18 protein-coding genes are annotated in these 25,993 nt (G+C 65.7%); 7 read left to right on the top strand and 11 right to left on the bottom strand.

All coding sequences use genetic code 11. The features are described 5' to 3' along the window. Positions 1 to 62: 62 nt before the first annotated feature. Positions 63 to 1,793 carry an N-acetylglutaminylglutamine synthetase gene (ngg, locus tag FBY28_RS22645; protein ID WP_141869470.1) on the bottom strand — a complete coding sequence of 577 codons (1,731 nt, stop codon included), beginning with the start codon at positions 1,791 to 1,793 and terminating at the stop codon, positions 63 to 65. Further along, the gene (locus tag FBY28_RS22640; RefSeq protein WP_141869469.1) at positions 1,790 to 3,592 is read right to left on the bottom strand and encodes an N-acetylglutaminylglutamine amidotransferase; all 1,803 of its coding nucleotides are present in this window, start codon (positions 3,590 to 3,592) and stop codon (positions 1,790 to 1,792) included. The genes ngg and FBY28_RS22640 overlap by 4 nt, the downstream gene beginning before the upstream one ends. Positions 3,593 to 3,705: 113 nt before the next feature. Here FBY28_RS22640 and FBY28_RS22635 point away from each other — a divergent pair, with 113 nt between their 5' ends. The 3 genes from FBY28_RS22635 (at position 3,706) to FBY28_RS22625 (ending at position 7,173) form a co-directional block, all read left to right on the top strand. Next, a complete protein-coding gene (locus FBY28_RS22635; RefSeq protein WP_141869468.1) occupies positions 3,706 to 4,581 on the top strand; it encodes a D-alanyl-D-alanine carboxypeptidase family protein in 876 nt (291 codons plus the stop codon). Positions 4,582 to 4,653: 72 nt separating this feature from the next. After that, on the top strand, positions 4,654 to 5,469 hold the full coding sequence (locus FBY28_RS22630) for a D-alanyl-D-alanine carboxypeptidase family protein (protein ID WP_141869467.1): 816 nt from the start codon (positions 4,654 to 4,656) through the stop codon (positions 5,467 to 5,469). 93 nt (positions 5,470 to 5,562) lie between these two features. Beyond that, complete coding sequence (locus FBY28_RS22625) at positions 5,563 to 7,173, top strand: diflavin oxidoreductase (RefSeq protein WP_141869466.1); 1,611 nt, start codon at positions 5,563 to 5,565, stop codon at positions 7,171 to 7,173. A gap of 30 nt (positions 7,174 to 7,203) precedes the next feature. Here FBY28_RS22625 and FBY28_RS22620 read toward each other — a convergent pair whose 3' ends face one another. Then, positions 7,204 to 8,271 carry an amidohydrolase family protein gene (locus tag FBY28_RS22620; protein WP_141869465.1) on the bottom strand — a complete coding sequence of 356 codons (1,068 nt, stop codon included), beginning with the start codon at positions 8,269 to 8,271 and terminating at the stop codon, positions 7,204 to 7,206. Positions 8,272 to 8,274: 3 nt separating this feature from the next. After that, positions 8,275 to 9,843, bottom strand: a complete 1,569-nt coding sequence (ffh, locus tag FBY28_RS22615) for a signal recognition particle protein (RefSeq protein WP_141869464.1) — start codon at positions 9,841 to 9,843, stop codon at positions 8,275 to 8,277. A 109-nt stretch (positions 9,844 to 9,952) separates the two neighbouring features. Here ffh and FBY28_RS22610 point away from each other — a divergent pair, with 109 nt between their 5' ends. Further along, positions 9,953 to 12,136: a molybdopterin-dependent oxidoreductase gene (locus tag FBY28_RS22610; RefSeq protein WP_141869463.1), complete on the top strand. Its 2,184-nt coding sequence runs from the start codon at positions 9,953 to 9,955 to the stop codon at positions 12,134 to 12,136. On the opposite strand, the gene FBY28_RS22605 is transcribed toward FBY28_RS22610, so the two are convergent. The 4 genes from FBY28_RS22605 to ftsY all read right to left on the bottom strand — a co-directional run bounded on the left by FBY28_RS22605 (position 12,133) and on the right by ftsY (position 17,981). Further along, positions 12,133 to 14,613 (bottom strand): [protein-PII] uridylyltransferase, encoded by a 2,481-nt coding sequence (locus tag FBY28_RS22605; protein WP_141869462.1) that lies wholly within the window; start codon positions 14,611 to 14,613, stop codon positions 12,133 to 12,135. The two genes, FBY28_RS22610 and FBY28_RS22605, sit on opposite strands and share 4 nt — an antisense overlap. Positions 14,614 to 14,686: 73 nt before the next feature. Beyond that, positions 14,687 to 15,025: a P-II family nitrogen regulator gene (locus FBY28_RS22600; protein ID WP_019511304.1), complete on the bottom strand. Its 339-nt coding sequence runs from the start codon at positions 15,023 to 15,025 to the stop codon at positions 14,687 to 14,689. A 39-nt stretch (positions 15,026 to 15,064) separates the two neighbouring features. After that, positions 15,065 to 16,384 carry an ammonium transporter gene (locus FBY28_RS22595; protein WP_286178517.1) on the bottom strand — a complete coding sequence of 440 codons (1,320 nt, stop codon included), beginning with the start codon at positions 16,382 to 16,384 and terminating at the stop codon, positions 15,065 to 15,067. 202 nt (positions 16,385 to 16,586) lie between these two features. Next, positions 16,587 to 17,981, bottom strand: coding sequence for a signal recognition particle-docking protein FtsY (gene ftsY / locus FBY28_RS22590; RefSeq protein ID WP_141869461.1), 1,395 nt, complete (start codon positions 17,979 to 17,981; stop codon positions 16,587 to 16,589). Positions 17,982 to 18,061: 80 nt separating this feature from the next. On the opposite strand from ftsY, the gene fni reads away from it, so the two are divergent. Then, positions 18,062 to 19,090 (top strand): type 2 isopentenyl-diphosphate Delta-isomerase, encoded by a 1,029-nt coding sequence (gene fni, locus FBY28_RS22585; RefSeq protein WP_216847901.1) that lies wholly within the window; start codon positions 18,062 to 18,064, stop codon positions 19,088 to 19,090. Here the strand turns inward: fni and FBY28_RS22580 are convergent. Genes FBY28_RS22580 through FBY28_RS22570 form a run of 3 tightly spaced genes read right to left on the bottom strand, consistent with a single transcriptional unit; the run spans position 19,087 to position 20,638 of the window. After that, complete coding sequence (locus FBY28_RS22580; RefSeq protein ID WP_141869460.1) at positions 19,087 to 19,356, bottom strand: cytochrome C oxidase subunit IV family protein; 270 nt, start codon at positions 19,354 to 19,356, stop codon at positions 19,087 to 19,089. The genes fni and FBY28_RS22580 overlap by 4 nt on opposite strands. Beyond that, positions 19,356 to 19,937, bottom strand: a complete 582-nt coding sequence (locus FBY28_RS22575) for a cytochrome c oxidase subunit 3 (protein ID WP_141869459.1) — start codon at positions 19,935 to 19,937, stop codon at positions 19,356 to 19,358. Before FBY28_RS22575 ends, FBY28_RS22580 begins: the two co-directional genes overlap by 1 nt. Then, positions 19,934 to 20,638 (bottom strand): hypothetical protein, encoded by a 705-nt coding sequence (locus FBY28_RS22570; protein WP_019511298.1) that lies wholly within the window; start codon positions 20,636 to 20,638, stop codon positions 19,934 to 19,936. The genes FBY28_RS22575 and FBY28_RS22570 overlap by 4 nt, the downstream gene beginning before the upstream one ends. Positions 20,639 to 20,780: 142 nt before the next feature. Between FBY28_RS22570 and FBY28_RS22565 the strand changes: the two genes are divergently transcribed. Both FBY28_RS22565 and FBY28_RS22555 read left to right on the top strand, forming a co-directional pair. Further along, positions 20,781 to 23,039, top strand: a complete 2,259-nt coding sequence (locus FBY28_RS22565; RefSeq protein WP_141869458.1) for a TPR repeat domain-containing protein — start codon at positions 20,781 to 20,783, stop codon at positions 23,037 to 23,039. A gap of 1,106 nt (positions 23,040 to 24,145) precedes the next feature. Continuing rightward, entirely contained in the window at positions 24,146 to 25,123 is a 978-nt protein-coding gene (locus FBY28_RS22555) for an ESX-1 system-associated protein (RefSeq protein ID WP_141869456.1), read from the top strand. Positions 25,124 to 25,993 lie beyond the last annotated feature (870 nt).

The following is a 25,993-nucleotide window of genomic DNA, read 5'->3' as shown; positions in this document are numbered from 1 at the left end:
TGCCTCCTTCTCAAGCATTGATTACGGGACGCCCGAACAGTCCAGGCGTCCCCGTGATACCGCTAACCCTGGTCGACAGGATCGGGCTGCCACGCCCAGGGTGTCGCCGCGGTCCGGGGAAAGAGTAGATCCACGAAAGCCTGCGCCGTCGGGCGCGGTTCGTGGTTGGCCAGGCCCGGACGCTCATTGGCCTCGATGAAAACGTACTCCTCGCCGTCGACCGACGGCACCATCAGGTCGATACCGGTCACCGGGATGCCGATGGCATCGGCGGCGTCGACCGCCACCTTGGCCAGCAACGGGTTCAGGTCATCGGTGACGTCGACGATCGTGCCGCCGGTGTGCAGGTTGGCGGTGCGCCGCACGACCAGGCGCTCGTTGGCGGGCAGCACATCGTCCATCTCCCAGCCGGCTTCGCGCACGGTGTCCTCGGTTACCGAGTCCAGCGGGATGCGCGACTCCCCCTGGGTGGCCGCCGCCCGGCGCCGACTCTGGGCTTCGATGAGCGACCGCACGGTGTGCTTGCCGGTGCCGATGATTTCCGGCGGGCGGCGGACCGCCGCCGCGATGACCTTGCCGTTGATCACCACGATGCGCAGATCCTCGCCGGCACAACGCTCCTCGATCAGTACGTCGGGACAATGCTTGCTGGCCAGCTGCAGCGCACGGTCCAGCTCGTCGTGGCGGGTCACCCCGACGGTGATGCCGGCGCCCTGCTCACCGCGGGCAGGTTTGACCACCACCGAGCCCACCTTGGCAAGGAAGCGGTGATCCTCCTCCCCGAAGGTGGCTGTGACACCCTGGGGCACAACGATTCCGGCCTCGCCGACCACTTTGCGCGCGATGCGCTTGTCGTCGCACCGGCTCATCGCCACCGCGTTGGTCAGCTCCGAGAGCGACTCCCGCGTGGTGACGGTGGTGCCCCCGTGGGTGAGTTGCAGGTACCCGCCCTGGGCATCGAGGACCTGGACGGCGATACCGCGCAGGATGGCCTCGTCGGCGATGATGCGCGCATACGGATTGAGTTGATCGAGCTCTTCCTCGGGTTGCGCGGGTGCGAAGAGCTTTTCGTTGATCGCGTTCTTGCGTTTGACGCCGAGTTCGGGGACGCGTTGAAAACCCATCCGCTCATAGAGGGCGATGGCCGCGTCGTTGTCGTGCAGTACCGACAGGTCCATCTGGGCTCGCCCGCGGGCGATGAACTCCTCGACCAGTGAGCGCACCAGCAGCCCGCCGGCGCCCGGACGACACAACGTCGGGCTGACGGCCAGACACCACAGGCTCGAACCGTTCTCCGGATCGTCGAACAACTGAGCATGATCGATACCGGTGACGGTGCCCACCACCGATCCGCTCTGATCGTCGACGGCGACCAGATAGATCATGTGCTCTTCGGACTGGCTGTTGTGCCACATCAGGTCGACGTCGGCGGGCACCATCCGGCACTGCAGATAGATCTCGTTGATGGCGGCGCAGTCCGCCATGGACTGCACCCGCCGCACCGTCACACCGGGCAGGTCTTCGGGTCGGTAGGCCAACGGCGTCGTGAGATCCAGGCGATAGGTGAAGCTCGGGTCGATGAAGAACTCTTGCGGGTTGAGGGCCACGAACACGTGCGGCGCCTCGAGGTACATGCCGATATCGCGGCGGCCGCTGGCCTCGGCGCGCAGCGCGGTGCCGAGTTGACCAGGATCGTCGAAGGTCTGTCCGAAGACCAGCCGGCCCCAACCGAGGTCTTGGATGACCTCTTTCGGCGAGGCGTCGTCCTCTGGAGTCGCCTTCTCCAGGGTCATCTCGTCGTTACCCCATCCACGTGGTGCGCCAGCCAGAGCTCCAGCAGCCCGAGCTGCCACAGGGGGTTACCCCGAAGTGGGGTGTGGTAACCGTTCGGGTCGGCCAGCAGTCGGTCCACTTCGGTCTTGTCGAACAGACCACGGGCCCTGGCGCCGTCGCTGTGCAGCGCATCGCGCACGAGATCGAGGTAGGGCCCGGCGAGGTGTTTGAGCGCCGGCACCGGGAAGTAGCCCTTGGGCCGGTCGATCACCTCGTGCGGGATGACCTTGCGGGCCGCTTCTTTCAGCACACCCTTGCCCTCGTGGGCGGTCTTGAGGTGCGGCGGGCAGGTCGCGGCGAGTTCGACCAGCTCGTGGTCCAGGAAGGGCACCCGCCCCTCCAGTCCCCACGCCATGGTCATGTTGTCCACGCGTTTGACGGGATCGTCGACCAACATCACGGTCGTGTCGAGGCGCAACGCGCGATCGGTCGCCGTCGCCGCACCGGGGTGGGCGAAATGACTCCGGACGTAGTCGCCGGCGATGTCGGCATCCAAGCGCCAATTCGGTTGCAGCAGCGCGTTCAGTGCGTTGTGGTCGCGGTCGAAGAAGGCTTGGCGATAGCTGGCCAGCGCGGCGGCCGGATCACCGTCGGGAGCGTGGGCCATCGGCGGGTACCAGTGGTAGCCGGCGAAGATCTCGTCGGCGCCCTGCCCGGACTGCACCACCTTGACATGCTTGCTGACCTCTTGGGAGAGCAGGTAGAAGGCCACACAGTCGTGGCTCATCATCGGCTCACTCATGGCCGCGATGGTTCCCGACAGCGCGGGCAGCATGCGGGCGGTGTCGATGCGGATCTGGTGGTGGTCGGTGCCGTAGTGGCGGGCGATGATGTCGGAGTACTTGAACTCGTCGCCCTCCTCACCGCCGGCGGCCTCGAACCCGATGGAGAAGGTGGCCAGGCCGTGCTGGCCGGCCTCGGCCAACAGCCCGACGATCAGGCTGGAGTCCAACCCGCCCGACAGCAGGCAGCCGACCGGCACGTCGGCGACGAGCCGGCGTTCGACGGCGGTTCGCAGCGAGGCGAGGATGGCCTCTTCCCATTCGGTGTCCGACCACCCCGAACGCTCCGCCGACCGCTCGAATACGGGCTCCCAGTAGGTGTGTTGGGTGCGCCTGCCGTCCGGTTCGATCCGCATGATGGTGCCCGGCGGCAGTTTCTTGACACCGGCCACGATGGTGTGGGGGGCGGGAACCACCGAGTGGAAGCTCAGATAGTGGTGCAGCGCAACGGGATCGATCGAGGTGTCGACCCCGCCGGCGGCCAGTAGCGCCGGTAGCGAGGAAGCGAACCGCAAGGCGTCGGGGGTATCGGTGTAGTACAGCGGCTTGATGCCGAGCCGGTCGCGGGCCAACAGCACCCGACCGCTGTCCACCTCGGTGACCGCGAAGGCGAACATGCCGTACAGGTGGTCGACGACCTTCTCACCCCACTCGCGGTAACCCTTGAGCACGACCTCGGTGTCGCTGTGGGAGAAGAATCGGTAGCCCTTGCCCAGGAGTTCCTGGCGCAGCTGCGGGTAGTTGTAGATGCACCCGTTGAACGCGACCGTGAGTCCGAGTTCGGGGTCGTGCATCGGCTGTTGCCCGTGGCTGGACAGGTCGATGATCGCCAGTCGGCGGTGACCGAGGGCGATACCGCCCTGGGACCAGAAACCTCCACTGTCGGGGCCCCGCGGCACCATGGTTTCTGCCATTCGGGCAATGGCTCCGAGATCTGCCGACCGGCCGCGAGCAACCTCGCCGGCGATGCCGCACATTGTTTTCGTCCCCCTCGATGGTCGATGGCCACTCTGGTTCGCGCTGGTCTTACGTTACCGGTGAGGGCACCTTCCAAACCTCTGGGTGCAAAAGGTAGTTAGGGTCACAAGCCATGCGAAGGCTTGTCGCCGGTGTTGTGTCGGCCCTGTTCCTGGTGACCATCGGCGCCGGTTCGGCCAGTGCCGATATCGGGGTGAACCAGCCCGTCGGTTCGCTGCCGATACCCGACGGACCTGCACAGGCGTGGGTGGTCGCGGATCTGGATTCGGGCGCGGTCCTGGCCGCCCGAGACGAGTACGCGCGCCACCCACCGGCGAGCACGATAAAGGTGTTGCTGGCCCTGGTCGCACTCGACGAACTGCCGCTGGACGCGACGGTGGTCGCCGATGAGGCCGACACCAAGGTGGAGTGCAACTGCGCGGGTGTGGCCCCCGGCGTGACCTATACGGTGCGTCAGCTGTTGGAGGGTCTGCTGCTGGTGTCGGGCAACGACGCAGCAAACACTCTGGCGACGATGCTCGGCGGCAGGCCGGCGGCGCTGGAGAAGATGAACGCCAAGGCCGCCGCGATCGGTGCCCGCGCCACCACCGCGGGCTCCCCCTCAGGACTGGACGGGCCGGGTATCGACATCTGGTCCTCGCCGCACGACCTCGCCGTGATCTTCCGCGCCGCGATGGCCAATCCCGGGTTCGCGGCGATCACCGCGCAGCCGACGGCGGTCTTTCCCGGCCGCAACGGCGACCGCGTCCTGGTCAATCAGAACGAGCTCTTGACCCGTTACCCCGGCATGCTGGGCGGCAAGACCGGGTTCACCGATATGGCGAGAAAGACCTTCGTGGGCGCGGCCCAGCGGGACGGACGCCGTCTGGTGGTGGCGATGATGTTCGGCCTCGTCCGCGAGGGTGGTCCGACCTATTGGGATCAGGCGTCGGCGTTGCTGGACTGGGGATTCGCCCAAGACCGCGCCGTCAGCGTCGGCGTGCTGTAGTCGGCGTGCTGGCGTCGGAGTCGAGACCGGACGGAGACCGCTTCGAGTCCTGCCGGCCGTACGCTCACGCGGGTGCGGCATCTGCTCGCGGCGACCGCGCTCGCCCTCAGCACGGTCATCGCGGCGCCCGCTCACGCCGCGCCCGCCGTGGAACCCGTTGGCGCCCAGACATTCACCAACGGTCCCGCCAAGGCCTACCTGCTGGCCGATCTGGATACCGGCCGGGTCCTGGCCGCCAACGACCCCTACGGTTCCTACGCCCCGGCAAGCACCATCAAGGTGTTGTTGGCCATGACGGTGCTCGACAACCTGCGGCCGGACAATTTCGCCAGAGCCAACACGTCGCACACCAAGGTCGAATGCTCGTGCGTGGGACTGACTCCCGGCCAGCCCTATACCGTGTCCCAGTTGCTCAGCGCGCTGCTCATGGTGTCGGGCAACGACTCGGCGAACATGCTCGCCGACATGCTGGGCGGCCAGCGCAACGCGGTCGCCGCGATGAACCGAAAGGCCGCCAGCGTCGGCGCCCGCAACACCCGGGCGTCCTCGCCCTCCGGGCTGGACGGTCCGGGCTGGGAGTCGGTCACCACACCCCATGATCTGGCCGTCATGTTCCGCGCCGCACTGCGCTATCCGCTGATCGCCCAGATCATGGGTTCGAGATCGGCGGCGTTTCCCGGGCGCACCTTGGCCAACCAGAACGAACTGCTCACCCGCTACCCCGGCGATCTGGGGGGTAAGACCGGCTTCACCAACCTGGCCCGCAAAACCTACGTCGGTGCCGCCCAACGCGGCGACCGCAGGCTGGTGGTGGTACAGATGTACGGCTCGGGTGATCTGTACGGCCAGGCGATCAGCCTTCTCGACTGGGGTTTCAGCCAACCCTGACCGGGGTGGCTCGCACAATCGACGGCCAAACAAGTAAGGTCACCCTAATTTGAGCGTCGGACAGCCGTCCCACGCACGACCGAAGGGGACTCCTTGTCCGGCCAAGCTGATATCTCGTTGATCGTCGCGTTCGGCACCGATATGGGTAACGCCGAGGACGCCGCCATGACCTTCGCCGAATCGGTCGCCGAGATCGGCATCGAGTCCGAGGCGGTGGAGCTCAACCAGGTCGAACTCGGCCAGCTGCAGGACGCCAGCCACTTCGTCGTGGTGGTATCGACCTTCGGCGAGGGCGAGTTCCCCGACTCGGCCACCCTGTTCTGGGAGGCGATCAGCGCCGACACCGACCGGCTGGAGCATCTGCACTTCTCGGTGCTCGCGCTCGGTGACAGCTCCTATGAGTTCTTCTGCAACGCCGGCAAGCTGCTCGACGAGCGGCTCGAGGCGCTCGGCGCACAACGCATGGTCGACCGTGTCGACGTCGACGGGTTCTACGAGGAGCCCGCCAAGGCCTGGACCGCCGACATCATCAAGGTGATGACCGCGCAACAGGGCGCAACGGAACCGCAGCCCGCGGCGGTGCCGGCCTCCGAACGCAGCGAACCGCGCGAGCGCAACGTGCCGGTGCGCGCGCGGCTGGCCGTCAATCGCTGGCTCAATTCGACCGCGTCGGACAAAGAGGTCCGCCACTACGAGATCGACCTGACCGGAACCGGAATCGCTTACCAGGCCGGTGATTCGCTGGCGGTGCACGCGACGAACGACCCCGCATTGGTCGAGGCGCTGCTGGCCGCGTTCGGCGTCGGCGCCGACTACACCGTCACCGGACACGAGCAGCCGCTGGGCGTGCTGTTGACCGAACACTTCGAGATCCGCACGCCCTCGCGGGCACTGCTGAATCTGGCCGCAGGCCGCACCACCGATGCCGAGGTGTCGGCGGCGCTGCAGTCCGGTGACACCCACGGCGGAACCGAGAACTCGTGGCTGTACGGCAAGGATGTGCTCGATATCGTCACGCTGGCCGACCTGAACGTCGACGAGGTGCTCGACACCCTGCGCCCCCTGCAGTTCCGCGACTACTCGATCGCGTCCAGCCCGCTGGAACATCCCGCCGCGGTGCACCTGACGGTCGCCAGCGTTCGTTACGACCTCGACGGGCGCGCCCACGGCGGGGTGGCGTCGACGTTCCTGGCCGATCGCTGCCAGGACGTGCTGGTGCACCTGCGTCCCAACACCCATTTCCGGCTACCCGCCGGCGACGTCCCGATCATCATGATCGGCCCGGGCACCGGCATCGCACCGTTTCGCGCCTTCCTGCAGGAGCGCCGCGCGACCGAGTCGACCGGTCCGGCGTGGTTGTTCTTCGGCGACCGTCGTCGCGACACCGATTTCCTCTACGGCGAGGAGTTGCAGGAGTTCACCGACGCGGGCATCCTGACCCGACTGGATCTGGCGTTCTCGCGCGATCAGGAAGCCAAAGTCTATGTGCAGCAACGGATGCAGGAGAACGCAGAGGAGTTCTACCGCTGGCTGACCGACGGTGCGTACGTGTACGTGTGCGGTGACGCCGACCGGATGGCCAAGGATGTCGACGCGGCGCTGCACGATATCGTCGCCCGCTGCGGCGGTCTCGACGCCGCGGGTGCGCATGCCTACGTCAACGACCTGATCAAGAGTCACCGCTACGTGCGCGACGTGTACTGACCCGTCCGGGCATGGTTGCGCGCCGGCCGGCTAGCGCCAGATCCGCCCGCGCAGCAGCACCAGATCGGGGTTGCTCACCCCGACCTCGCGCGGATCCTCGCTGAAACACAGCAGGTCTGCCGACGCGCCGTGGGCCAGCGCGGGACGGCCCAGCCAGGCCCGCGCGTCCCAGCACGCCGCGCCGAGAGCCTCCGTCGCGGTCATCCCGACCCGGCGCAGCGCGTCGATCTCGTCACCGATGCGACCGTGGGCGACCATTCCGCCGGCGTCGGTGCCGGCAAAGATCGGCACACCCGCCTCGTGCGCGGCACCCACCCGTTGGTGGCAGGAGGCGTACAGATCGCGCATGTGCTTTTCGTAGGTCGGGTACTTGGCCGCCTTATCGGCGATGCCGGGGAAGTTCTCGATGTTGATCAGCGTCGGGACCAGCGCCGTGCCGTGCTCCAGCATCAGCTCGATGGTGTCCTCGGTGATACCGGTGCCGTGCTCGATGCAGTCGATGCCTGCCTTGATGAGCCCGGGCAGCGCCTCCTCGCCGAAGACGTGCGCGGTGACCCGAGCGCCCTCGGCGTGGGCGGCGGCAATCGCCTCGACCAGCACGTCGTCGGACCACAGTGGCGCCAGATCCCCGACGCCCCGATCTATCCAGTCCCCGACCAGCTTGACCCAGCCGTCACCCCAGCGGGCTTGCTCGGCGACGTGGGCAGGCAGCTGCGATTCGTCCTCGATGTCGATCGGCAGACCGGGCATGTAGCGCTTCGGCCGGGCCAGGTGCTTGCCGGCCCGGATGATGCGTGGCAGGTCGTCGCGGTCGTCGAAGCTGCGGGTGTCCACCGGTGAGCCGGCATCACGCAGCAACAACGCCCCGGCATCGCGTTCGACCTCGGCCTGCTCGACGGCCTCCTCGACCGTCGTCGGCCCACCGGGTCCGAGCCCGACGTGACAGTGCGCGTCGACCAGGCCGGGAATGATCCAGCCCCCGTCAAAGACGGTGTCGGCGTTGGCGATCGGCTCGGCTGACAGCACGCCGCCGTGCACCCACCACTGCACCTGCTCACCGTCGGGTAACCCTCGGCCTCGGATATGCAGCGGCTGCACGGACTACTTCTGCCCGGGGAACTTCAGCTTGGACAGATCGAAGTTGGCCAGCCCTGGCGGCAACTCGTCCAGACCCTTGGGCATGTTGGACAGGTCGGGGAAACCTCCGGGCATACCGGCACCCAACGGGCTCTTCGGCTGGGTCGGCCCCTTGGCGCCGCGGCCCTTCTTCTTGCCGGCCTGCTTGTTCTTGCCCTTGGCCGCCTTACGCTGAGCGTTCTTACGCCCGAACGGCATGCCCATCTGGCCCGCCATCTGCGACATCATCTTGCGGGCCTCGAAGAAGCGGTCGACGAGCTGGTTGACCTCGGAGACGCTGACGCCGGATCCGTTGGCGATGCGCAGTCTGCGGGAGGCGTTGATGATCTTCGGGTCGGCCCGCTCGGCGGGGGTCATGCCGCGGATGATGGCCTGCACGCGGTCGAGCTGGCTGTCGTCGACGGCGGCCAGGGCGTCCTTCATCTGGCCGGCGCCGGGCAGCATGCCCAGCAGGTTGCCGATCGGGCCCATCTTGCGGATGGCCAGCATCTGCTCGAGGAAGTCCTCAAGTGTCAGCTCGCCGGACCCGATCTTGGCGGCAGTGGCCTCGGCCTGCTCGGCGTCGAAGACCTGCTCGGCCTGCTCGATGAGGGAGAGAACGTCGCCCATCCCGAGGATGCGGCTGGCCATCCGGTCGGGATGGAAGACGTCGAAGTCCTCCAGCTTCTCGCCGCTGGAGGCGAACAGGATCGGCACACCGGTGATCTCCCGGACCGACAGCGCCGCGCCGCCGCGGGCGTCCCCGTCGAGCTTGGTCAGCACGACACCGGTGAACCCGACGCCCGAACCGAACGCCTCGGCGGTGGTGACGGCATCCTGACCGATCATGGCGTCGAGGACGAACAGCGTCTCGTCGGGGTTGACCGCGTCGCGGATCGCGGCGGCCTGGCCCATCAGTTCCTCGTCGATGCCCAAGCGACCGGCGGTATCGACGATGACGACGTCGAAGTGCTTGGCCTTGGCCTCGGCCAGACCGGCGGCCGCGACCGACACCGGGTCACCGGTGGTCATCTGGTCGATGGTCACGCCATCGGGAGAGACGCCGGGGTGCGGCGCGAACACCGAGACACCCGCGCGTTCGCCGACGATCTGGAGCTGGTGCACGGCGCCGGGACGCTGCAGATCACAGGCCACGAGCAGCGGTGTATGCCCTTGTGCCTTGAGCCATCTGGCGAGCTTTCCGGCCAGCGTGGTCTTACCGGAACCCTGCAGGCCGGCGAGCATGATGACCGTCGGCGGGGTCTTGGCGAAGGAGAGCTGGCGGGTTTCGCCACCGAGGATGCCGATGAGCTCCTCGTTGACGATCTTCACGACCTGCTGGGCGGGGTTCAGCGCCGCGGAAACCTCCGCGCCCTTCGCGCGATCCTTGATGCGGCCGACGAAGGCGCGCACCACGGGCAGCGAGACGTCGGCCTCGAGCAGGGCAAGTCGGATCTCACGCGCGGTGGCGTCGATGTCGGCGTCGGTGAGCCGGCCGCGGGCGCGCAGCCCCTGGAGAGCACCGGTCAACCGGTCAGACAGCGATTCAAACACCTGGTAAGCCTAACGGTCAGCCATGATGAACTCACGGCGCACTCTGGCCTCGGGCGACAGCGGGCGTTAATCTGTCAACGCCCGCTGACAGAAACGGCCGGAGGCCCCCATGACAACCGTTGACCTCCCTCTCCCCCAGCGCGCCGCGCCGGCCGAGCCGGACAGCACCACCCACGTCAGCCAGTGCACCCTGTGCGAGGCGCACTGCGGCATCCACGTCACCGTCACCGACGGTCGAATCAGCCGCATCGCCGGCAACCCCTCCGACGTCTTCTCCAAGGGCTACATCTGCCCGAAGGCGACCGCGATGGGCGCACTGCACGACGATCCCGACCGGTTGCGGACCCCGATGCGCCGCGTCGGCGACCGGTTCGAACCAGTCGGCTGGGATGAGGCCTTCCGCGAGATCGGCCGTCGGCTGCGCGCGGTCCGCGACCGCCACGGCTCCCACGCGCTGGGCATGTACCTGGGCAACCCGGCCGCGCACAGCTCCGGCGCCGGCTACGGACTGCTCCTGCGGATGGCCCTGCGCACGCCGAACTTCTTCACTGCGTCCTCCATCGACCAGATGCCCCACGAGTACGCCGCCTGGCAGGTCTTCGGTTCCAACTTCCTGATGCCGGTGACCGATATCGACCGCTGTCACCGACTGGTGGTCATCGGCGCCAACCCCGCGGTGTCCAACGGATCGTTGTCGATCATGCCGGGGGCCAAACGACGTATCAAGGCCATCCGTGAGCGCGGCGGAACGGTCGTGGTGATCGACCCGCGACGCACCGAGACCGCCCGGCTGGCCGATCAGCACGTGTCGGTGCGCCCCGGCGGCGACCTGTTCCTGCTGCTGGGCATGCTGCATGTACTTGTCACCGAAAACCTCTGCGACACAGCGGCCCTGGCGCGGATCGCATCCGGTTGGACCGAGCTGACCGCGTTGGTCGAGGGAGCCACCCCGGAGGCGATGGCATCGCGCGCGGGCGTCACCGCCGAGCAGATCCGGGCGCTTGCCCGCGATCACGCCGCGGCCGAATCGGCGGCCATCTACGCGCGAATCGGTATCTGCCACCAGGAAACCGGCACGTTGGTCAGTTGGCTGGTGATGGTGATCAACACGGTGACGGGGAACCTGGACCGCCCCGGCGGCACCATGTTCGCGACGCCGATCATCGACGTTCCAGGTCTGGCCAAGCGTCTTCCGATCAAACACGGCACCCATACCGACCGCTCGGGACGGCACCGTTCTTTCCGATCCGAACTCCCGGCCGTCGTGATGGCCGACGAGATGCTCTCCGACGGTCCCGGCCAGATCCGGGCGATGGTCACCTACGCGGGTAACCCGGTGTCCTCGATCCCACAGAGGGGACGCCTCGACGCGGCGATGGCACAGCTGGATTTCTATGTGGCCGTGGACATGTACGTCACCGAGACCAGTCGGCACGCCGATTTCATCCTGCCTCCCGTCTCGCCGTTGGAGCGCGAGGATGTCAACCTGCTCACCACCGTCTACAGCGTGCGAAACAATGTCCGCTATCAGCATCGCTCCTTCGAACCGCCGGCCGGGGCGATGGAGGATTGGGAGATCCTCACCCGACTCGCCCTCGAGCTGGCGCCGGCACCGCTGCGGCGGATACCCGCCACGCTGCGCACCATACTGATGAAGGCCATCGACCCGATGCACACCGCGGCCCTGGTGCTGGCCACCGGCCCGTACGGGAGGCTGCGTCGCGGCCGCAAGGCGATCACCCTGCGCGCACTGCGCGACAGCCCGGGCGGTATCGACCTCGGCCCGTTGCAACCCCGGCTGCGGGAGGTCATCGCCACCGCCGACGGTCTGGTCCAGCTGGCGCCGGCGGCGTTCGTCGCCGACGCCGCCGCCCGATTGGCCGCTGCGGCCGAGGATTCCGGTGCCGGCCGGCTGCAGTTGATCGGCCGACGCAACCTGCGCAGCAACAACTCCTGGCTGCACAACGCGCCGACCATGACCGGCGGGAACAACAGGTGCACGGTGCTCATGCATCCCGAGGACGCCGGTGCGCGCGGACTGGTTCAGGGTGCGCTGGTGCGCATCGCCTCCGACGTCGGCAGCATCGAGATCCCGGTCGATATCAGCGATGAGATGCGGCCGGGCACCGTCGCGGTGCCGCACGGGTGGGGACATCGCAACACGGGATGGCAGCATGCCAACACCTTGCCGGGAGCCAATGTCAACGAGCTCCACGACCCGTCGCGGGTGGACACCTATACCGGAACGGCGGCGGTCAACAACACCTGGGTGACCGTCTCGCCCGCAAGCTAACTGGCTTCGGACACCTTGCGTGGCGGGGCCGGCAGCATCGCGTATAGCTCGCGTTCCATCTCGGCGCGCACCTCGTCGAGTTTCGTCTCGCCCAGCGCCGGCACCACGATGTTGAACACATCGATGACCACCGAACCCAGCGTCGTCACCTTCGCCCAGGTGATGTCCAGGCCGCGGCGCTCGATGACCGCGGTGAGCCGCGACAACAGGCCGGGTCGGTCGCCGGCGCGGACCTGGAGCACGAGTTCACCGGGGGTGTCCCCGGTGAACCACAGGATGCGTGGCGGCGCCGTGGCACTGATGGCCGGCACCGAGGCCGGCGTTTCGCCCACCCGAGCCGGTCCGGCAGCGGCCTCCAGGTCCCGGCGGGCGAGCATGTCGGCGACGTCCAGACCCCCGTCGAGGGCGAGGATGAATTGTTGGCGCAACAGTTCGGCGGCCGGTGGCGTACCGAAATGCGGTGATACCGCGAAGGTGTTGATGGCCACGCCCTCGTGGCTGTTCACCGACGCAGAGTGCACCCGCAGCGCATTGAGCGCCAGTACGCCGGCAGCCTTGGACAGGAGACCACGTTGGTCCGGCGCGATCATCGTGACGTTGTGGATGTGTGGCCCCTCCCCGGGGACCATCTCCACGTGCACCCCGGCGTCGGCCGCCAGCTCCAGATAGCGAGGGTCCACCGGATCGGGGGTGGGCAGCGGTTCACCGGCCATGACCAGCCGGCATCGCCGCACCAGATCACCGATGAGCGAGGACTTCCAGTCCCCCCAAACCCCGGGCCCGGTCGCCAGCGAGTCGGCCTCGGCCAGCGCGTGCAGCAACTCCAGTAACTGCGAGTCGCCGCCGAGCGCCTCGGCCACCGAGGCGATGGTGTTGGGGTCCTGCAGGTCTCGCCGGGTTGCGGTGTCGGGCAGCAACAGGTGGTAGCGCACCATCTTCGAGAGCAACTCGACATCGGAGGGCCACAGTCCCAGCCTGGTGCCGATCTGGGTGGCCAGCTCGGCACCGATGATGCTGTGGTCCCCGCCGCGGCCCTTGCCGATATCGTGCACCAGCGCACCGAGCACCAGCAGATCGGGCCTCGACACGCGGGTGGCCAATGCCGCTGCGCGGGAGACGGTTTCAACAAGGTGACGGTCGACGGTCCAGATGTGCACGACATCACGCGGTGGCAGGTCCCGGACGGCGCCCCATTCCGGGAAGAGCCGGCCCCACAGCCCGGTGCGGTCGAGGGCCTCGACGGTGGCCACCGCGGTCGGGCCCGCCGAGAGCAACACCAGCAGGTCTTTGAGCGCCTCCCGCGGCCAGGGCGTGCGAAGTTCGGGTGCCGCACCGGCCAATCGGCTCAGGGTGGGCGCCGCGATGGGCAGCCCGGTGATGGCCGAGGCGGCGGCGACCCGCAGGATCAGGCCGGGATCGCGTTCGGGCCGCGCGTCACGGGCCAGGATGACCTCACCGGCGAACTCGACGACCCCCTCGTCGAGGGGTCGCCGCGCCGGGCGTCGCAACGCGGCGAAACCGCGGCGCGGCAAGGCGTTTCCCGCGGTTCGGATCCCGGCGTCGACGTAGTAGCTGATGGTGCGGGCCGCATCGGAGATCGCCCGCGCCAGGTCGAACCGGTCGCCGATGCGCAGAGCGGCACCGATCTCGTCGGCATACTGGGCCAGCACCTGCTCGCGTCCACGCCCGGAGACGCGGTGCAACTCGGTGCGGACGTTCAGCAGCGACAGGTGCGCTCCGCCGAGCGTCCCGGTGGGCGAGGCGAGAAGCCGGCTCGGGTACACGTCGGCCAGCTGGGCGATGGCCAGGGCGTTGAGCAACTGGACATCGCGGATGCCGCCGCGACCGTTCTTCAGGTCGGGTTCGGCGCGGTGGGCGATCTCACCGCTGCGCGCCCAGCGCGCCCTGGTGTGTTCGACGAGTTCTTCGAAGCGACCGGCGATGCCGATCCGCCACTGACGGCGTGCGCCGCCGGTGAGCAGCGCGGAAAGCTCTGCGTCACCGGCGATGTGGCGAGCGTCGAGCATCGCCATCCCGACCGCGATGTCTTCACCGGCGACCTTCAGCGCCTCGGGAACGGTCCGGACGCTGTGGTCGATACGAATGTTGGCGTCCCACAACGGGTACCACAGGAGTTCGGCAACCCTACTGACCACATCGGCGGGCATGTTGTCGTGCAGCAGCGTGAGGTCGAGGTCCGAGTAGGGCAGGAATTCGCCGCGGCCCAGCCCCCCGGTTGCGACGATCGCGAATCCGCTGGTGGCGGTGATACCGATCTCGGTTGCCTTGGTGGACAACCAGAATTCGTGCAGGTCGAGCAGCGCGTCGCGCAGACCCGCCGAATCCAACTGCTTACCGCCGGTGTTGAGAAGCTGCGCGGTGGCCTTGGCCAGATCGGTGGCCGGACGCGGCGATCCCGCCGCCGGGGCTTCCCATCGGGCTGCCCCGGCGGCGGGATCTGGTGTCTGATCAGTCATTTCGGTCCTCCCCCGGCCCTACGTTGAACGGTCTTGCGTGCATGGCCGGGAAACGACCTCCATCACCGGATGATCAGAGGGCGTCGACTCCGCGCTCTCCCGTGCGTACTCGCACGACGGTTTCCACCGGGCTCACCCACACCTTGCCGTCGCCGATCTTTCCGGTGCGGGCGGCCTGGACGATGACATCCACGACTTTGTCCACGGCCGAGTCGTCGACGACGACCTCGACGCGCACCTTGGGCACGAAGTCCACCGAGTACTCGGCGCCGCGGTAGACCTCGGTGTGGCCCTTCTGGCGGCCGTAACCCTGCACCTCGCTGACGGTCATACCGAGGATGCCCGTCTGCTCCAGGCCGGTCTTGACGTCTTCGAGAGTGAATGGCTTGACGATCGCGGTGATCAGTTTCATATGGTCGATCCTTCCAGGACTGGAGTCAATTGTTCGCGATCATGCGAGTTCATAAGCGGTTTCTGCGTGCTCGGTCTCGTCGATGCCGGTGGCCTCTTCCTCTTGACTGACTCGCCAGCCTAGTGGCTTGACCACGAAGGCGATGATCGTCGTCAGCACCGCGGTGAACAGCAGTGCCGCACCTGCGATCACGATCTGGACCACCAACTGCTTGTAGTCACCGCCGACGAACAGCCCGGTTTCGGTGGCGAAGAAGCCCAGCGACACGGTGCCCCAGAGGCCGGCGATCAGGTGGACGCCGACGACGTCGAGCGAGTCGTCATAGCCGAACTTGTACTTCAGGCCGATTGCCAAGGCCGACAAGATCCCCGCGATCGCACCGACGACCAGTGACCAGACCGGGGTCAGATTGCCGCAGGCCGGGGTGATGGCGACCAGACCGGCGACCACACCGGAGGCGGCGCCGACGCTGGTGGCATGCCCGTCACGCAGACGCTCCACGAGCAACCAGCCGAGCATCGCGGCCGCGGTGGCGGCGGTGGTGTTGACCCACACGAGGCCGGCAACCATATCGGCACCACCCACGGAACCGACGTTGAAGCCGAACCAGCCGAACCACAGGATGGCCGCGCCGAGCATCACGAACGGGATGTTGTGCGGACGGAATGCCGTCTTGCCGAAACCGGCCCGCTTGCCCAGCAGGATGGCGAGCACCAGCGCCGCCATACCGGCGTTGATGTGCACCACGGTGCCACCGGCGAAGTCGATCGGTGCGACGTTGGCCGCGCCTTCCTCGTCGACACCGAACAGCTTGGCCGCCAGGCCCTGATCGCTACCGGAGAGCAGACCACCGCCCCAGACCATGTGCGACAGCGGGAAATACACGAAGGTGACCCACAGACCACCGAAGGTCAGCCAGGTGCCGAACTTCATGCGCTCGGCGACCGCGCCACTGATCAGGGCGACGGTGATGACGGCGAAGGTCAGCTGGAAGGCGACCCAGACGATGGCCGGGACGGTGCCGAAGCCGCCGAGCACGTAGGACTCGGCTCCGTTGATCTCGCGCACCTCGGTCAACTGGTTGACCCCGAAGAGCGAGAACGGGTTATCGAAGAACAGGCCGGGCGTCTCGCCGGTGTGCGCGGAGGCGAAGGACATCGAGTAGCCCCACAGCACGTAGATGACGCTGACCAAGCCGAGCGAACCGAAAGACATCATCATCATGTTCAGCACGGACTTCTGCCGGGACAGACCTCCGTAGAAGAACGCCAGGCCCGGGGTCATGAACAGCACCAGGGCGGCGGATGCGAGCACCCATGCCGTGTTGCCGGAGTCCAGGCCTCCGGGGCCGAACGGCAGGAAATTTTCGTCGGGTATGGCCAGGGCCACATCGTGCAAGCCAGGAACCACTTTGTATGAACCTCCTTGGGAAATGCGCCGCTGTAATCGGCCTCCCGAAGAGACTCTTTCGCCCTCGTTTCATCGGTGGTTCACCGATGTTTCGCGTGCGTGAACGGATTCCCGTTGTCTGTTACACCTGTGTTTCCCGGTTGCGCACGCGCTATCCGAGCAGCGCGTCGACGAATGCCGCGGGCTCGAACGGGGCCAGATCGTCGGGTCCCTCACCGAGGCCGACCAGCTTGACCGGGACGCCGAGTTCCTGCTGCACGCGGAACACGATGCCGCCCTTCGCCGTGCCGTCCAGTTTGGTCAGCACCACACCGGTGATGTCGACGACCTCGGCGAAAACCTTGGCCTGCGGCAGACTGTTCTGGCCGATCGTGGCGTCGAGAACCAGGAGCACCTCGTCGACCTTGGATCGCTTCTCGACCACGCGCTTGACCTTGCCTAGTTCGTCCATCAGACCGGTCTTGGTGTGCAGGCGGCCCGCGGTGTCGACGACGACGACGTCGGCGCCGGTCGCGATGCCCTTGTCGACGGCGTCGAAGGCCACCGAGGCAGGGTCGGCGTTCTCGGGCCCGCGCACGACGTCGGCGCCGACGCGCGCGCCCCAGCTCTGCAACTGGTCGGCCGCGGCGGCACGGAACGTGTCGGCGGCGCCCAGGACGACCCGGCGGCCGTCGCCCACGAGGACACGGGCCAGCTTGCCGACCGTGGTGGTCTTGCCGGTGCCGTTGACGCCCACCACGAGCAGCACCGAGGGCTTGTCGGCGTGCGGGAGTGCCCGGATGGACCGGTCGAGGTCGGGGCGCAGTTCAGCGACCAGGACGTCCTTGAGGACGGCGCGGGCGTCGGCTTCGGTGCGCACCGACGAGCTCGCCATCTTCGCGCGCAGTGCGGTGATGACGTTCTGGGTGACGACGGGACCGAGGTCGGCGATCAGCAGAGTGTCCTCGATCTCCTCCCAGGAGTCCTCGTCGAGGTCTCCGCCGCCGAGCAGGCCGAGCATGCCGCGGCCCAGCGTGCTCTGGGATTTGGCGAGGCGGCCACGCAGTCGCTCGAGGCGGCCCTCGCTGGGTGCGATCGGTTCGATGACCGCGGCCGGTTCGGCCTCAGCGGCCGGCTCCGGCTCAGGCGCGGGTTCCGGCTCCGGCTCTGGCGCCGGCTCTTCAGCCGGCGTGGGCTCTTCGACCGGCGTGGGCTCTTCGACCGGCGTGGGCTCTTCGACAAGCGGCTCGACAGGAGTCTCGACAGCCGGCTCGGGCAGCGTGACCTCGGAGATCGTGCGCTTGGGCGCATCGCGCGGCACGGCCGCGTCATCGCCGACGCCCGGAAGGCCGGTGGTGTCGATCCGTTCGACCGGCGGCGCGGCCGTCGAGGAGCTGAACGTGATGCCCGTCGAGGCTTTGTAGCCACCCGACTTGTCGATCTCGGTGGTGGTGTCGGGAGCGGAGAGGCTGATCCGACGCTTCCGGTAGCGCACCAGTCCGACGACCAGTGCGACGACGACCAGTACGGCTATGACCGCGAGCGCGATCCACAAGGCATCAGACACCCGGCCATTGTCTCAGGGACCGACGGCCGGGTTCATGGCGCACTCCGCCGGGTCGGGCCGGATGTGGCAATGTCGATCCGGTGAGCATCGGCCCCGGCTTCGACGACCGCATGCAGGTGCGCAAGCGTCGGCATATCGACGTCTGCCTATCGGAGGCCGTCCAGTACCAGACGGTGCGCACGGGTTTGGAGCGCTACCGGCTGCCCTACAACGCACTCACCCAGACCGACCTCGCCCGTATCGACCTGAGCACGCAGTTCCTCGGTAAGCGACTGGCCGCGCCGGTGCTCATCGGCGCCATGACGGGCGGCTCGGAATTGTCGGGCACCATCAACCGCCATCTGGCGGCGGCCGCACAGTCGCTCGGTGTCGGGATGATGCTCGGCTCGCAGCGCATCATGCTCGGCGATGAATCGGTCACCAGTTTTCATGTGCGCGATATCGCCCCCGATGTGCTGCTGATTGGCAATATCGGGCTGGCGCAGGTGGGCGTGGACGTGGTGCCGTCGTTACGCGATGCGCTGGCATCGGTGGGCGCCGACGCGCTGGCGGTGCACACCAATCCGCTACAAGAGGCGATGCAGTACGAGGGTGATACCGATTTCGCCGGGTCGCTGGCCCGGCTGCAGCAGGTGATCGCTTCGGTCGGGTATCCGGTGCTGGTCAAAGAGGTGGGCCACGGGATCGGTGGGGTTGCCGCGCGCGGATTGGCCGATATCGGGGTGGCCGCCGTCGACGTGGCCGGGGCCGGCGGGACGTCGTGGGCACGCGTCGAACAGTTCGTGCGCTATGGCTCGGTGAGCGATCCGGATGTGGCCGAGTGGGGCATTCCGACCGCGCAGGCCCTGGTGGAGGTGCGCTCTGCGCTGCCGTCGATGCCGCTGGTCGCCTCGGGCGGCATCCGCACGGGGATGGATGCGGCCAAGGCGATTGCGCTGGGCGCCGACGTGGTCGCGGTGGCGCAGCCGTTGTTGGTGCCGGCGATCGAGTCCGCCGCCGCAGCCGAGGATTGGCTGGGTCGTTTCATCGCCGAGCTGCGCGTGTGTTTGCACGGATGCGGCGCACCCGATCTGGCGGCGTTGCGCGCGGGCGGGATCGACAGGGTCTAGAGCCAGAGGTAGAGCGCCGACAACAGCGCCCACAGCCCCACGCAGTACGCCTCGAACGCCGCTCGCAGCGCAATTGGCGCGTGGCGCAACTCCATGAAGTCCAGCCCGACCAGGCGGACTTTGACGGCGGCGATCCCGAGCACCAGTACCGCGACCAGTGATCCGGTACCGTGCTCGGCACCGACCGCCCAGGACAGCACGGTCGCGGCGACCAGGAGCAGCCAGCTGGCGCCCGCCCGATTGGTGAGTAGTTTCAGTGCCGTCATCAGCTGACCAGATAGAGCAGGGCGAACAGGACGATCCACAGCAGGTCGACCAGGTGCCAGAAGCAGGCCGCCCCCTCGACCAGCGCGGTGCGGGTGTCGCTCAGGTCGTGTCGGCGGGTTTGGCTCAGCACGAAAGCCAGCGCACCCAGACCCAGGCACACGTGGAACAGGTGCAGGCCGGTGAGGATGAAGTAGTACAGGTAGAAATCGTTGGCGCCCGGCCCATGTCCCGCGGCACCCAGCGAGACGTACTCGTAGACCTTGAGCGCGATGAAGGTCAGGCCCAACACCATCGCGGCGGCCGCCGCCCTCGTCGCCAGGGCATGCTGCTCGGCGCGCATCGCGTTGATGGTCAGTACCACGCAGAGCGAACTGGTGAGCAGCACAAGGGTATTGGTGACGCCGACTCCGATGTGCAGGGTGGTGCGCGCCGCATCGAACACCTCCGGCGCCGTGGCGCGTTCGACCAGGAACGTGACGAAGAAGGCGCCGAAGACGAGCATGTCGCCGAACAGGAACACCCAGGTGCCGCTCTCACCGGGGATGCGCCGGTTAACGATTGGCGTGGCCGTGGCGCTCACGCGCGGGCCCGTGCGCCCTGTTCGGCGCTGATCGATTTCAGCATCACGGCGGTGGTGCTGAACAGCCACACCACCAGGACCAGGCCGGGAATGTAGAAGGCGAAGACACCGTCCCAGGCCAGCGGGCCATCGTTGAAGACGACCACCACGCAGCCGGGTAGTGAGAGCGTGGCAACCCAGAGGTTGAGGTAGCCGTACCAGCGCGGAAAGGTCGGCGGGTCACCCTTGTCGATGAATGCGGCGGCGGCCAGCGTGAGGTTCTGGACGATGATGGTGCCGACGATGCCGATGAACCACAGCCAGAACACATCGTTGAGAGCTTGGGTGAGTTCGGCGGACCGTTCCTCGGGGCGGAAGGCGGCGACGCCGAGGAAGAACTGCGGGAACAGCAGGGCCGGCACGAAGACGGTTGCGGCCATCAGCTGGGTCATCGACAGCATCCCCCAGCCGCCCTCGGCGCGTCGGATCCGCAGGATGATAGCGGCCAGAAACGGCAGCGCCACTACGGCGCTGAGCAGAGCGCCCGACACACCGAACCGGATCCAGAGCTTGTGGTCGACGAAGAAGGCGGCGATCTGGTCGGCGGACGCGGCCGGTGACAGCGGCGGGAACAGTTGGGCTATACCGGAAAAGCTGGCGCCGTAGAGCAGGATCATGACGGTTCCGCACCAGGCGCCGATGCGTTGCAGGGTCAGCTCCACAGCGGCAGGGTACCGAGGGAGCAGTCCCGGTTTTGTCACTTTTGCCGTTTTTACGGTTCGGCAAGCCTCTCCCAAAGAGGTGCGCTTTCTGGCATCGTCCGGCAAATAGACTCAAAGGGCTGGATCGGGGGACGGAGATCAGGTGGGTGCGCTCGAGGGATTCTTGTCGACGTGGGACAAGGCTCGCCGGACGTTCGGGGCGGGGGTCCCCCAGACCGGTGAGCAGTTCGACCAGAGCGCACAACTGCAGCAGCTGCAGTCCACGGTGCAGACCGCCGCACCGGGCTCGGCGTGGTCGGGTACGGCCGCCAACGCCTACGGCGAGGTGAACAAGGAACACGCCCGGGTGCTGGGCGAGCTGGCTGTACTGGACAAGCGGTTGGCCAGTCACGTCAACGAGTCGGCCAACGTCGTCGCCACCGGCCGGCAGAACCTCGACAATCTGCGCCAGTGGGTGGTCGACGCCGCGGCATCGGTGCCGCCCGGGAAGAATCGGGAGCAGTTGATCCTGCCGATCGTGCAGAAGGGCCTCGGCGAGTTGTCCGGGATCGTCAGCACATCCAATTCCGAATTGAACCGGGTGGCCGGTGACATCACCAAGCTGGGCACCGAGTGGGATGCGTTGCAGGACCAGAAGTTCGGCGGTGCGGGCAAGGAAGACAAGCCCGAGCAGCGGGACGACGAAGTGCAGCTGATGAGTGACGAAGAAGAGATGTCGGCGTTGCCTCTTGAGGAACAGGCTGCCCGCGATGTCGAAGATGCGCTCAGCGGTGACGATCCGGGATCAGCCGAACGCGTAGGCGATGTCCTGGATTCGATTCAGCCCGGTACTCCGCTGACGCCGGAACAGAACGCGTACTTGTCTCAGATGCAGAAGCAGCAGAAGGGTATGAGTATCGACGAGCTGACAAACGCTCGTGACTCACTGGGCGACAACAAAGGAATCCTCGCCGACTCATGGCAGCTGATGAGCAATGACGACGTCGTCATCGACGGGGCCGACGGTCCGATCAAAGGCTCGGCCGAGCAGCTACCCGACAGCGTGCAGAACGCCCTCAACAACGCGGGCTCCAGCCTTACCGGCGACTATGGCGGCCACGGCACCACGCTGCAGCACGGCAAGGACATCACCGACATTGCCAACATCGTCAAAGACGGTGACCCCAGGTTCCAGACCGGCACCGAGCTGGATCGCAAGCTCATAGTTGCTGCCGACAAGATCATGGACGTGCCTGACCAGCCAGGAACGTACGACGATCGAAAAACGACGGCGCAAGCCATTTTCGAAGCGATCGACGATGACCACCAGATCATCAATGATCAGCTCATGGGTAGAAACGGTGTGGACGTCAACGACTTCCTCCACGACATCAACACCACCGAGTGGGAGGACAACGGGAAGGCCGCTGGCTACCTGTTCAGCTGGACGGGTGAGGTAGGACCCGATGGCCAACCCTCACCGATGGCTGCCGAGGTTGCGGATGTCTACGCCCAGTACCTCGGAGAGCACAGACCCGAGCTTATGTACATCGACGGCCAGACGCTTGGACAACTCAATCCCGAGTTGGCCCAGAGGTATGCCCACGGGCTTGTGCCGTTTGTCCAGGAAATGGGTGGACTTCAAACGTCCGACTACTTCAAGATCGATGACGACATTCTTCGCCGCGAGGGCCAGATGCCCAACGCCAAAGGAGTTTTTGCGGTTCTCAACACGGATGAGTCCGCTGCCGGAGTAATCAACGAAGCCGCGTACAGAGAAGCAATCAAACAAGAGACCGCGTTCGCGCTGAACCCGAAGGATCCAGGCGCCCAGTCGCACATGTACTCGGCAGCAACCATGCGCGGTTTGGTCGATGTCGGTGCGCACGAGGCGTTCCAAGCTTTCGAAGCAAACGACCATCGGTCGCAGATTAGCGAAACCCAATGGAAAAAGAACGGATTTGATGCTGCTGTCGCCGGCTTGAGCACGGGTGCGTCAGCCATCCCAGGGGCGGGAATGGTCGCCGGACCTATCGTCGGCCAAGTGGGATCGATCTTTGGCCAAGAACTCTTTGACACGTCTGAAGCTCCAGGCGAGCGTCCACTGCCAACTATGTCCGCATCGAGATCAAGCGAATACATACTCAACGCGATGTTGGCCACCGGACATCCGCTGACGCTGCCTGACGACTGGATCGACCGCTCCGATCCCTTACACCCTCGCGTGGTTCAACCAACTGGACCAGACGGCGAGAAATCGGTCGATGACGCCACCTTCGTTTCGACACTCAATGAGCAGGTGGGTGAGCAGACCACGGTCGTGAACGCAAAAGGACCGGATGAGGTTTACGCAGACCGGTACAACAAAGTCATTCAAGATCCCGACAATCAGCCAACTCCCGAAAAGGACGATGAAGGTTGAGACGAACGCGGCACGTTATTGCTACTGCGTCGGCACTGATACTGCTCTGCGCCACTGGCTGTTCCCCCCGGCCGGCCGATACTCAGCCAGATTCGCCAGCCGCGGGCTGGCCAGAGATGTTGAAAGACTTCACCATAACGTGGAGCGCTGAACCGGGGATAGACTTGACCACAGGCCCCGCTGTCGCAGTGAGGGCTTATGTCGAGTCGTACTATCTCGCCTACCTCACCACGGACGAAAAATACCTGTATCCGGGATTTCAAAACTCAGTTGAGCCCAACACTCCCGACGGGCCAGACGGCACCGAAAAGCTGTGGCCTGTTCCCTTTCATGCTCAAAAGTGGGTGGGTACCGCCCGCCATCACATCCTTCGAATCGATACCTCGGGTCGCCAAGCTACAGCTGTTGGCTGTGTCTTCTCCTACGGTTCCGCGTCGGAAACAGACTTCGGACTGCAACCAAACATCGGCGGTCCAGGGCCGAATGGCGGTATCAGCGCCTTTCGGGTCCAGCTAACGGCCCCCGAAAACGCTACAGATCTGTCAGCACAACGAGGGCCGTCGCGTTCACCGTTCAAAAACGTGTTCGCTGGCTGGCGAGTTTCTAACTATCAAGGCGGATTCCTGTTGCTGGCAGAGTGGACTAACAACTCGGCAGACGTCATCGAATGTCAGTCACGAGCCGAGCAGCCTCCCGCCGACCGCGACTACAAACCGGGGAACTCCTATCCGAGGTCCAACTTCCCGACGCTGCCAGCGTCCCCAGGGTGGCCGGCTGATGAGGTATCTCAATGACGGCCCTGGCACCAACGGTTACACCAGCCGAAGAAGTGCACAACGGCCCGACGCACTCACTTAAACTGACAGACGGGCCAGCGTAGCTAGCATCAAGTCGACAATGTCCGGCGATGGGGGTGGATTAGTGACGGCGCCCAATTGCAAGGGGTGGCGCCAGTGACGAATCCTCCGCCGCCCGGAAACTGGGGACCACCACAGCCTGGACCCCAACTACCGTACGGCCATGGCCAGCCGCAGTACGGCTCTGGACAGTGGCCACCGCAAAAGCCGAGTTGGGGTCCGCCGACTGCGCCGCCAAAGAACAACGGCTTGAAGTTTCTCTTGATCGGCGTCGCGGTGTTGCTGGTCATCGCTGTATCAGTCGGGGCGACGCTACTTTTTGCGCGGGATGACGGCAAGGAATCTCCGTCAATCAACGGGACTCCGCCTGCAGACGACACCGCTAGTGCAAACGATAATGGACCGATCAGCATCATAGTTGAGGATCCGACTTGCGCCGCCTGGCGACCGATTGCCAGCACGCTGTCTAAACAGCAGAATCAGGGTTGGGAGGCCCGAGATCCAAATATCCCGGCCACGTCCTGGACGCCAGCTCAAAAGTCGATCCAAGAGTCGGTAGCTGCCGCGATGCAACGGGCTGCTGATCAGACGCTACCTCTCGCAAAGCAGACTCCACATAGAGTCATGCGCGACCTGTACGAACAGTCGACTGCATTCTGGCGCGCGTATGCAGAGAGCATTCCGACATATACGCCCATAGACAATGAGCTGGCTCGAACTGCCAATGCCTCATCGAACGCAGTGACCTCTATATGTACGGCAATCGAGAATGGGGCTGCTTTATCTCGGGGTTCGTTGATCGAACCAGGGAAAGAGCCGACATCTACCGACAAAATATCCGTCTCAGATAATCCAGTTATCTTCATCAAGTCTGACCAGGAATTGATCTGCAGAGAATGGTTGAAGATGGGAGACAAGTTCGACAGAGACGCTGCAGCATGGTTGTCCTTGGATCCGAATATTGAGGCCAGCGAGTGGACTCCAAAGCAGCAACGTGATATGGCGGAAATGTCTGAAATCATGACCGATTATGCAAATAATATCGAGAGTAAAGGTCGAAAGTCTGGAAATTCGACGTTTGAGGATATAGCTATGCTGTCGGCACAATACTGGCGAGCCTTCGTAAAGGCAATCCCGAGCTACACAACGGCTGACAGCTACCTTTCTGGTACTGCGTCTTCAGCAAGCTTTGTAATTTACGACGCTTGCCTAGGCCTGCAAGGCTAGGAATGCCCCCCCCCCGAAGCCGTCAGGAAAGTACGCGGACCCGGTGGTGGTTGGCCTGAACTAGACGAACACCTCTTTCTGAACCGCGGCGTGATGCCGGCGAACCTGTTGCGAGACGTTGGAGCTACCCACGAGTCTTGGCTCCGCGAGAATGCAGAACTAGAGTCAGGCACTTTCTGCTCGGGCAATGCCGCGAATGCTGGGCGCGGCTTCGATTCGCAGCACAATCTCGACGATCGAGGCAGTGCAGCGAAAAATTGTGCTTGAGATCACCTGGTTAGGCAGTATTTTTACGACCATTCTAAATACGAAAGTCTCGATAATCGAGCGTGTAGCTGCGGCCCAAGCGACGATTGCTGAGCTTGAAGCCTCTAGCCTCAACCCAGAGTCACCATCCAGAAAAATTCAAGACATCGTCTCAGCGGCACGCGACGGAAACGTTGCTGATGTCGAAGCGGCAGCAGGCCAGTCCAAGCTGAGCAATTGGGTACTCACCGAAGACCAGATTACCAATGCACTGAAAACGCCGCTAAGCCAGAATTCACCGTCCAATGCCGGACCAGCCGCCCATAACAGCTCACCAGCGAAAAACACTCAATCGAATCTGATGAACTCCGGCGATGGTGCGGGCACAGCGCCAGGTTCAGACCGAAAAGCGAACTTGACCCAACCCCAGTGCAGCGCCTCCGCCGGCGAACGCGACTCAAGCCAACTACGAGCAGGCGCCCACCCTTCAAGCCCCGCCGCCCAGGACGACCCCTGGTACGTCGAACTCCCCTTCTGTATCGAATGTTCCCGCGAGCGCACAGCCAGCGTTCCCCATCTCGGCCAACCCCAAGGTTCCTCGTCCGGCACCCCGAGTCTCGGCTC

Origin of the sequence: Arthrobacter sp. SLBN-53, from assembly GCF_006715585.1 — a bacterium.
GTDB classification, from domain to species: domain Bacteria; phylum Actinomycetota; class Actinomycetes; order Mycobacteriales; family Mycobacteriaceae; genus Mycobacterium; species Mycobacterium neoaurum_A.
Note: the sequence above shows the minus strand (reverse complement) of the source record. Positions and strands in the feature narration are given on the sequence as shown.

Bases quoted from the DNA above. Each gene is read 5' to 3' on its own strand.
- ngg (WP_141869470.1), bottom strand. From the start codon at position 1,793: ATGACCCTGGAGAAGGCGACTCCAGAGGACGACGCCTCGCCGAAAGAG.
- FBY28_RS22640 (WP_141869469.1), bottom strand. From the start codon at position 3,592: ATGTGCGGCATCGCCGGCGAGGTTGCTCGCGGCCGGTCGGCAGATCTC.
- FBY28_RS22635 (WP_141869468.1), top strand. From the start codon at position 3,706: ATGCGAAGGCTTGTCGCCGGTGTTGTGTCGGCCCTGTTCCTGGTGACC.
- FBY28_RS22610 (WP_141869463.1), top strand. From the start codon at position 9,953: ATGACAACCGTTGACCTCCCTCTCCCCCAGCGCGCCGCGCCGGCCGAG.
- FBY28_RS22605 (WP_141869462.1), bottom strand. From the start codon at position 14,613: ATGACTGATCAGACACCAGATCCCGCCGCCGGGGCAGCCCGATGGGAA.
- FBY28_RS22600 (WP_019511304.1), bottom strand. From the start codon at position 15,025: ATGAAACTGATCACCGCGATCGTCAAGCCATTCACTCTCGAAGACGTC.
- FBY28_RS22580 (WP_141869460.1), bottom strand. From the start codon at position 19,356: ATGACGGCACTGAAACTACTCACCAATCGGGCGGGCGCCAGCTGGCTG.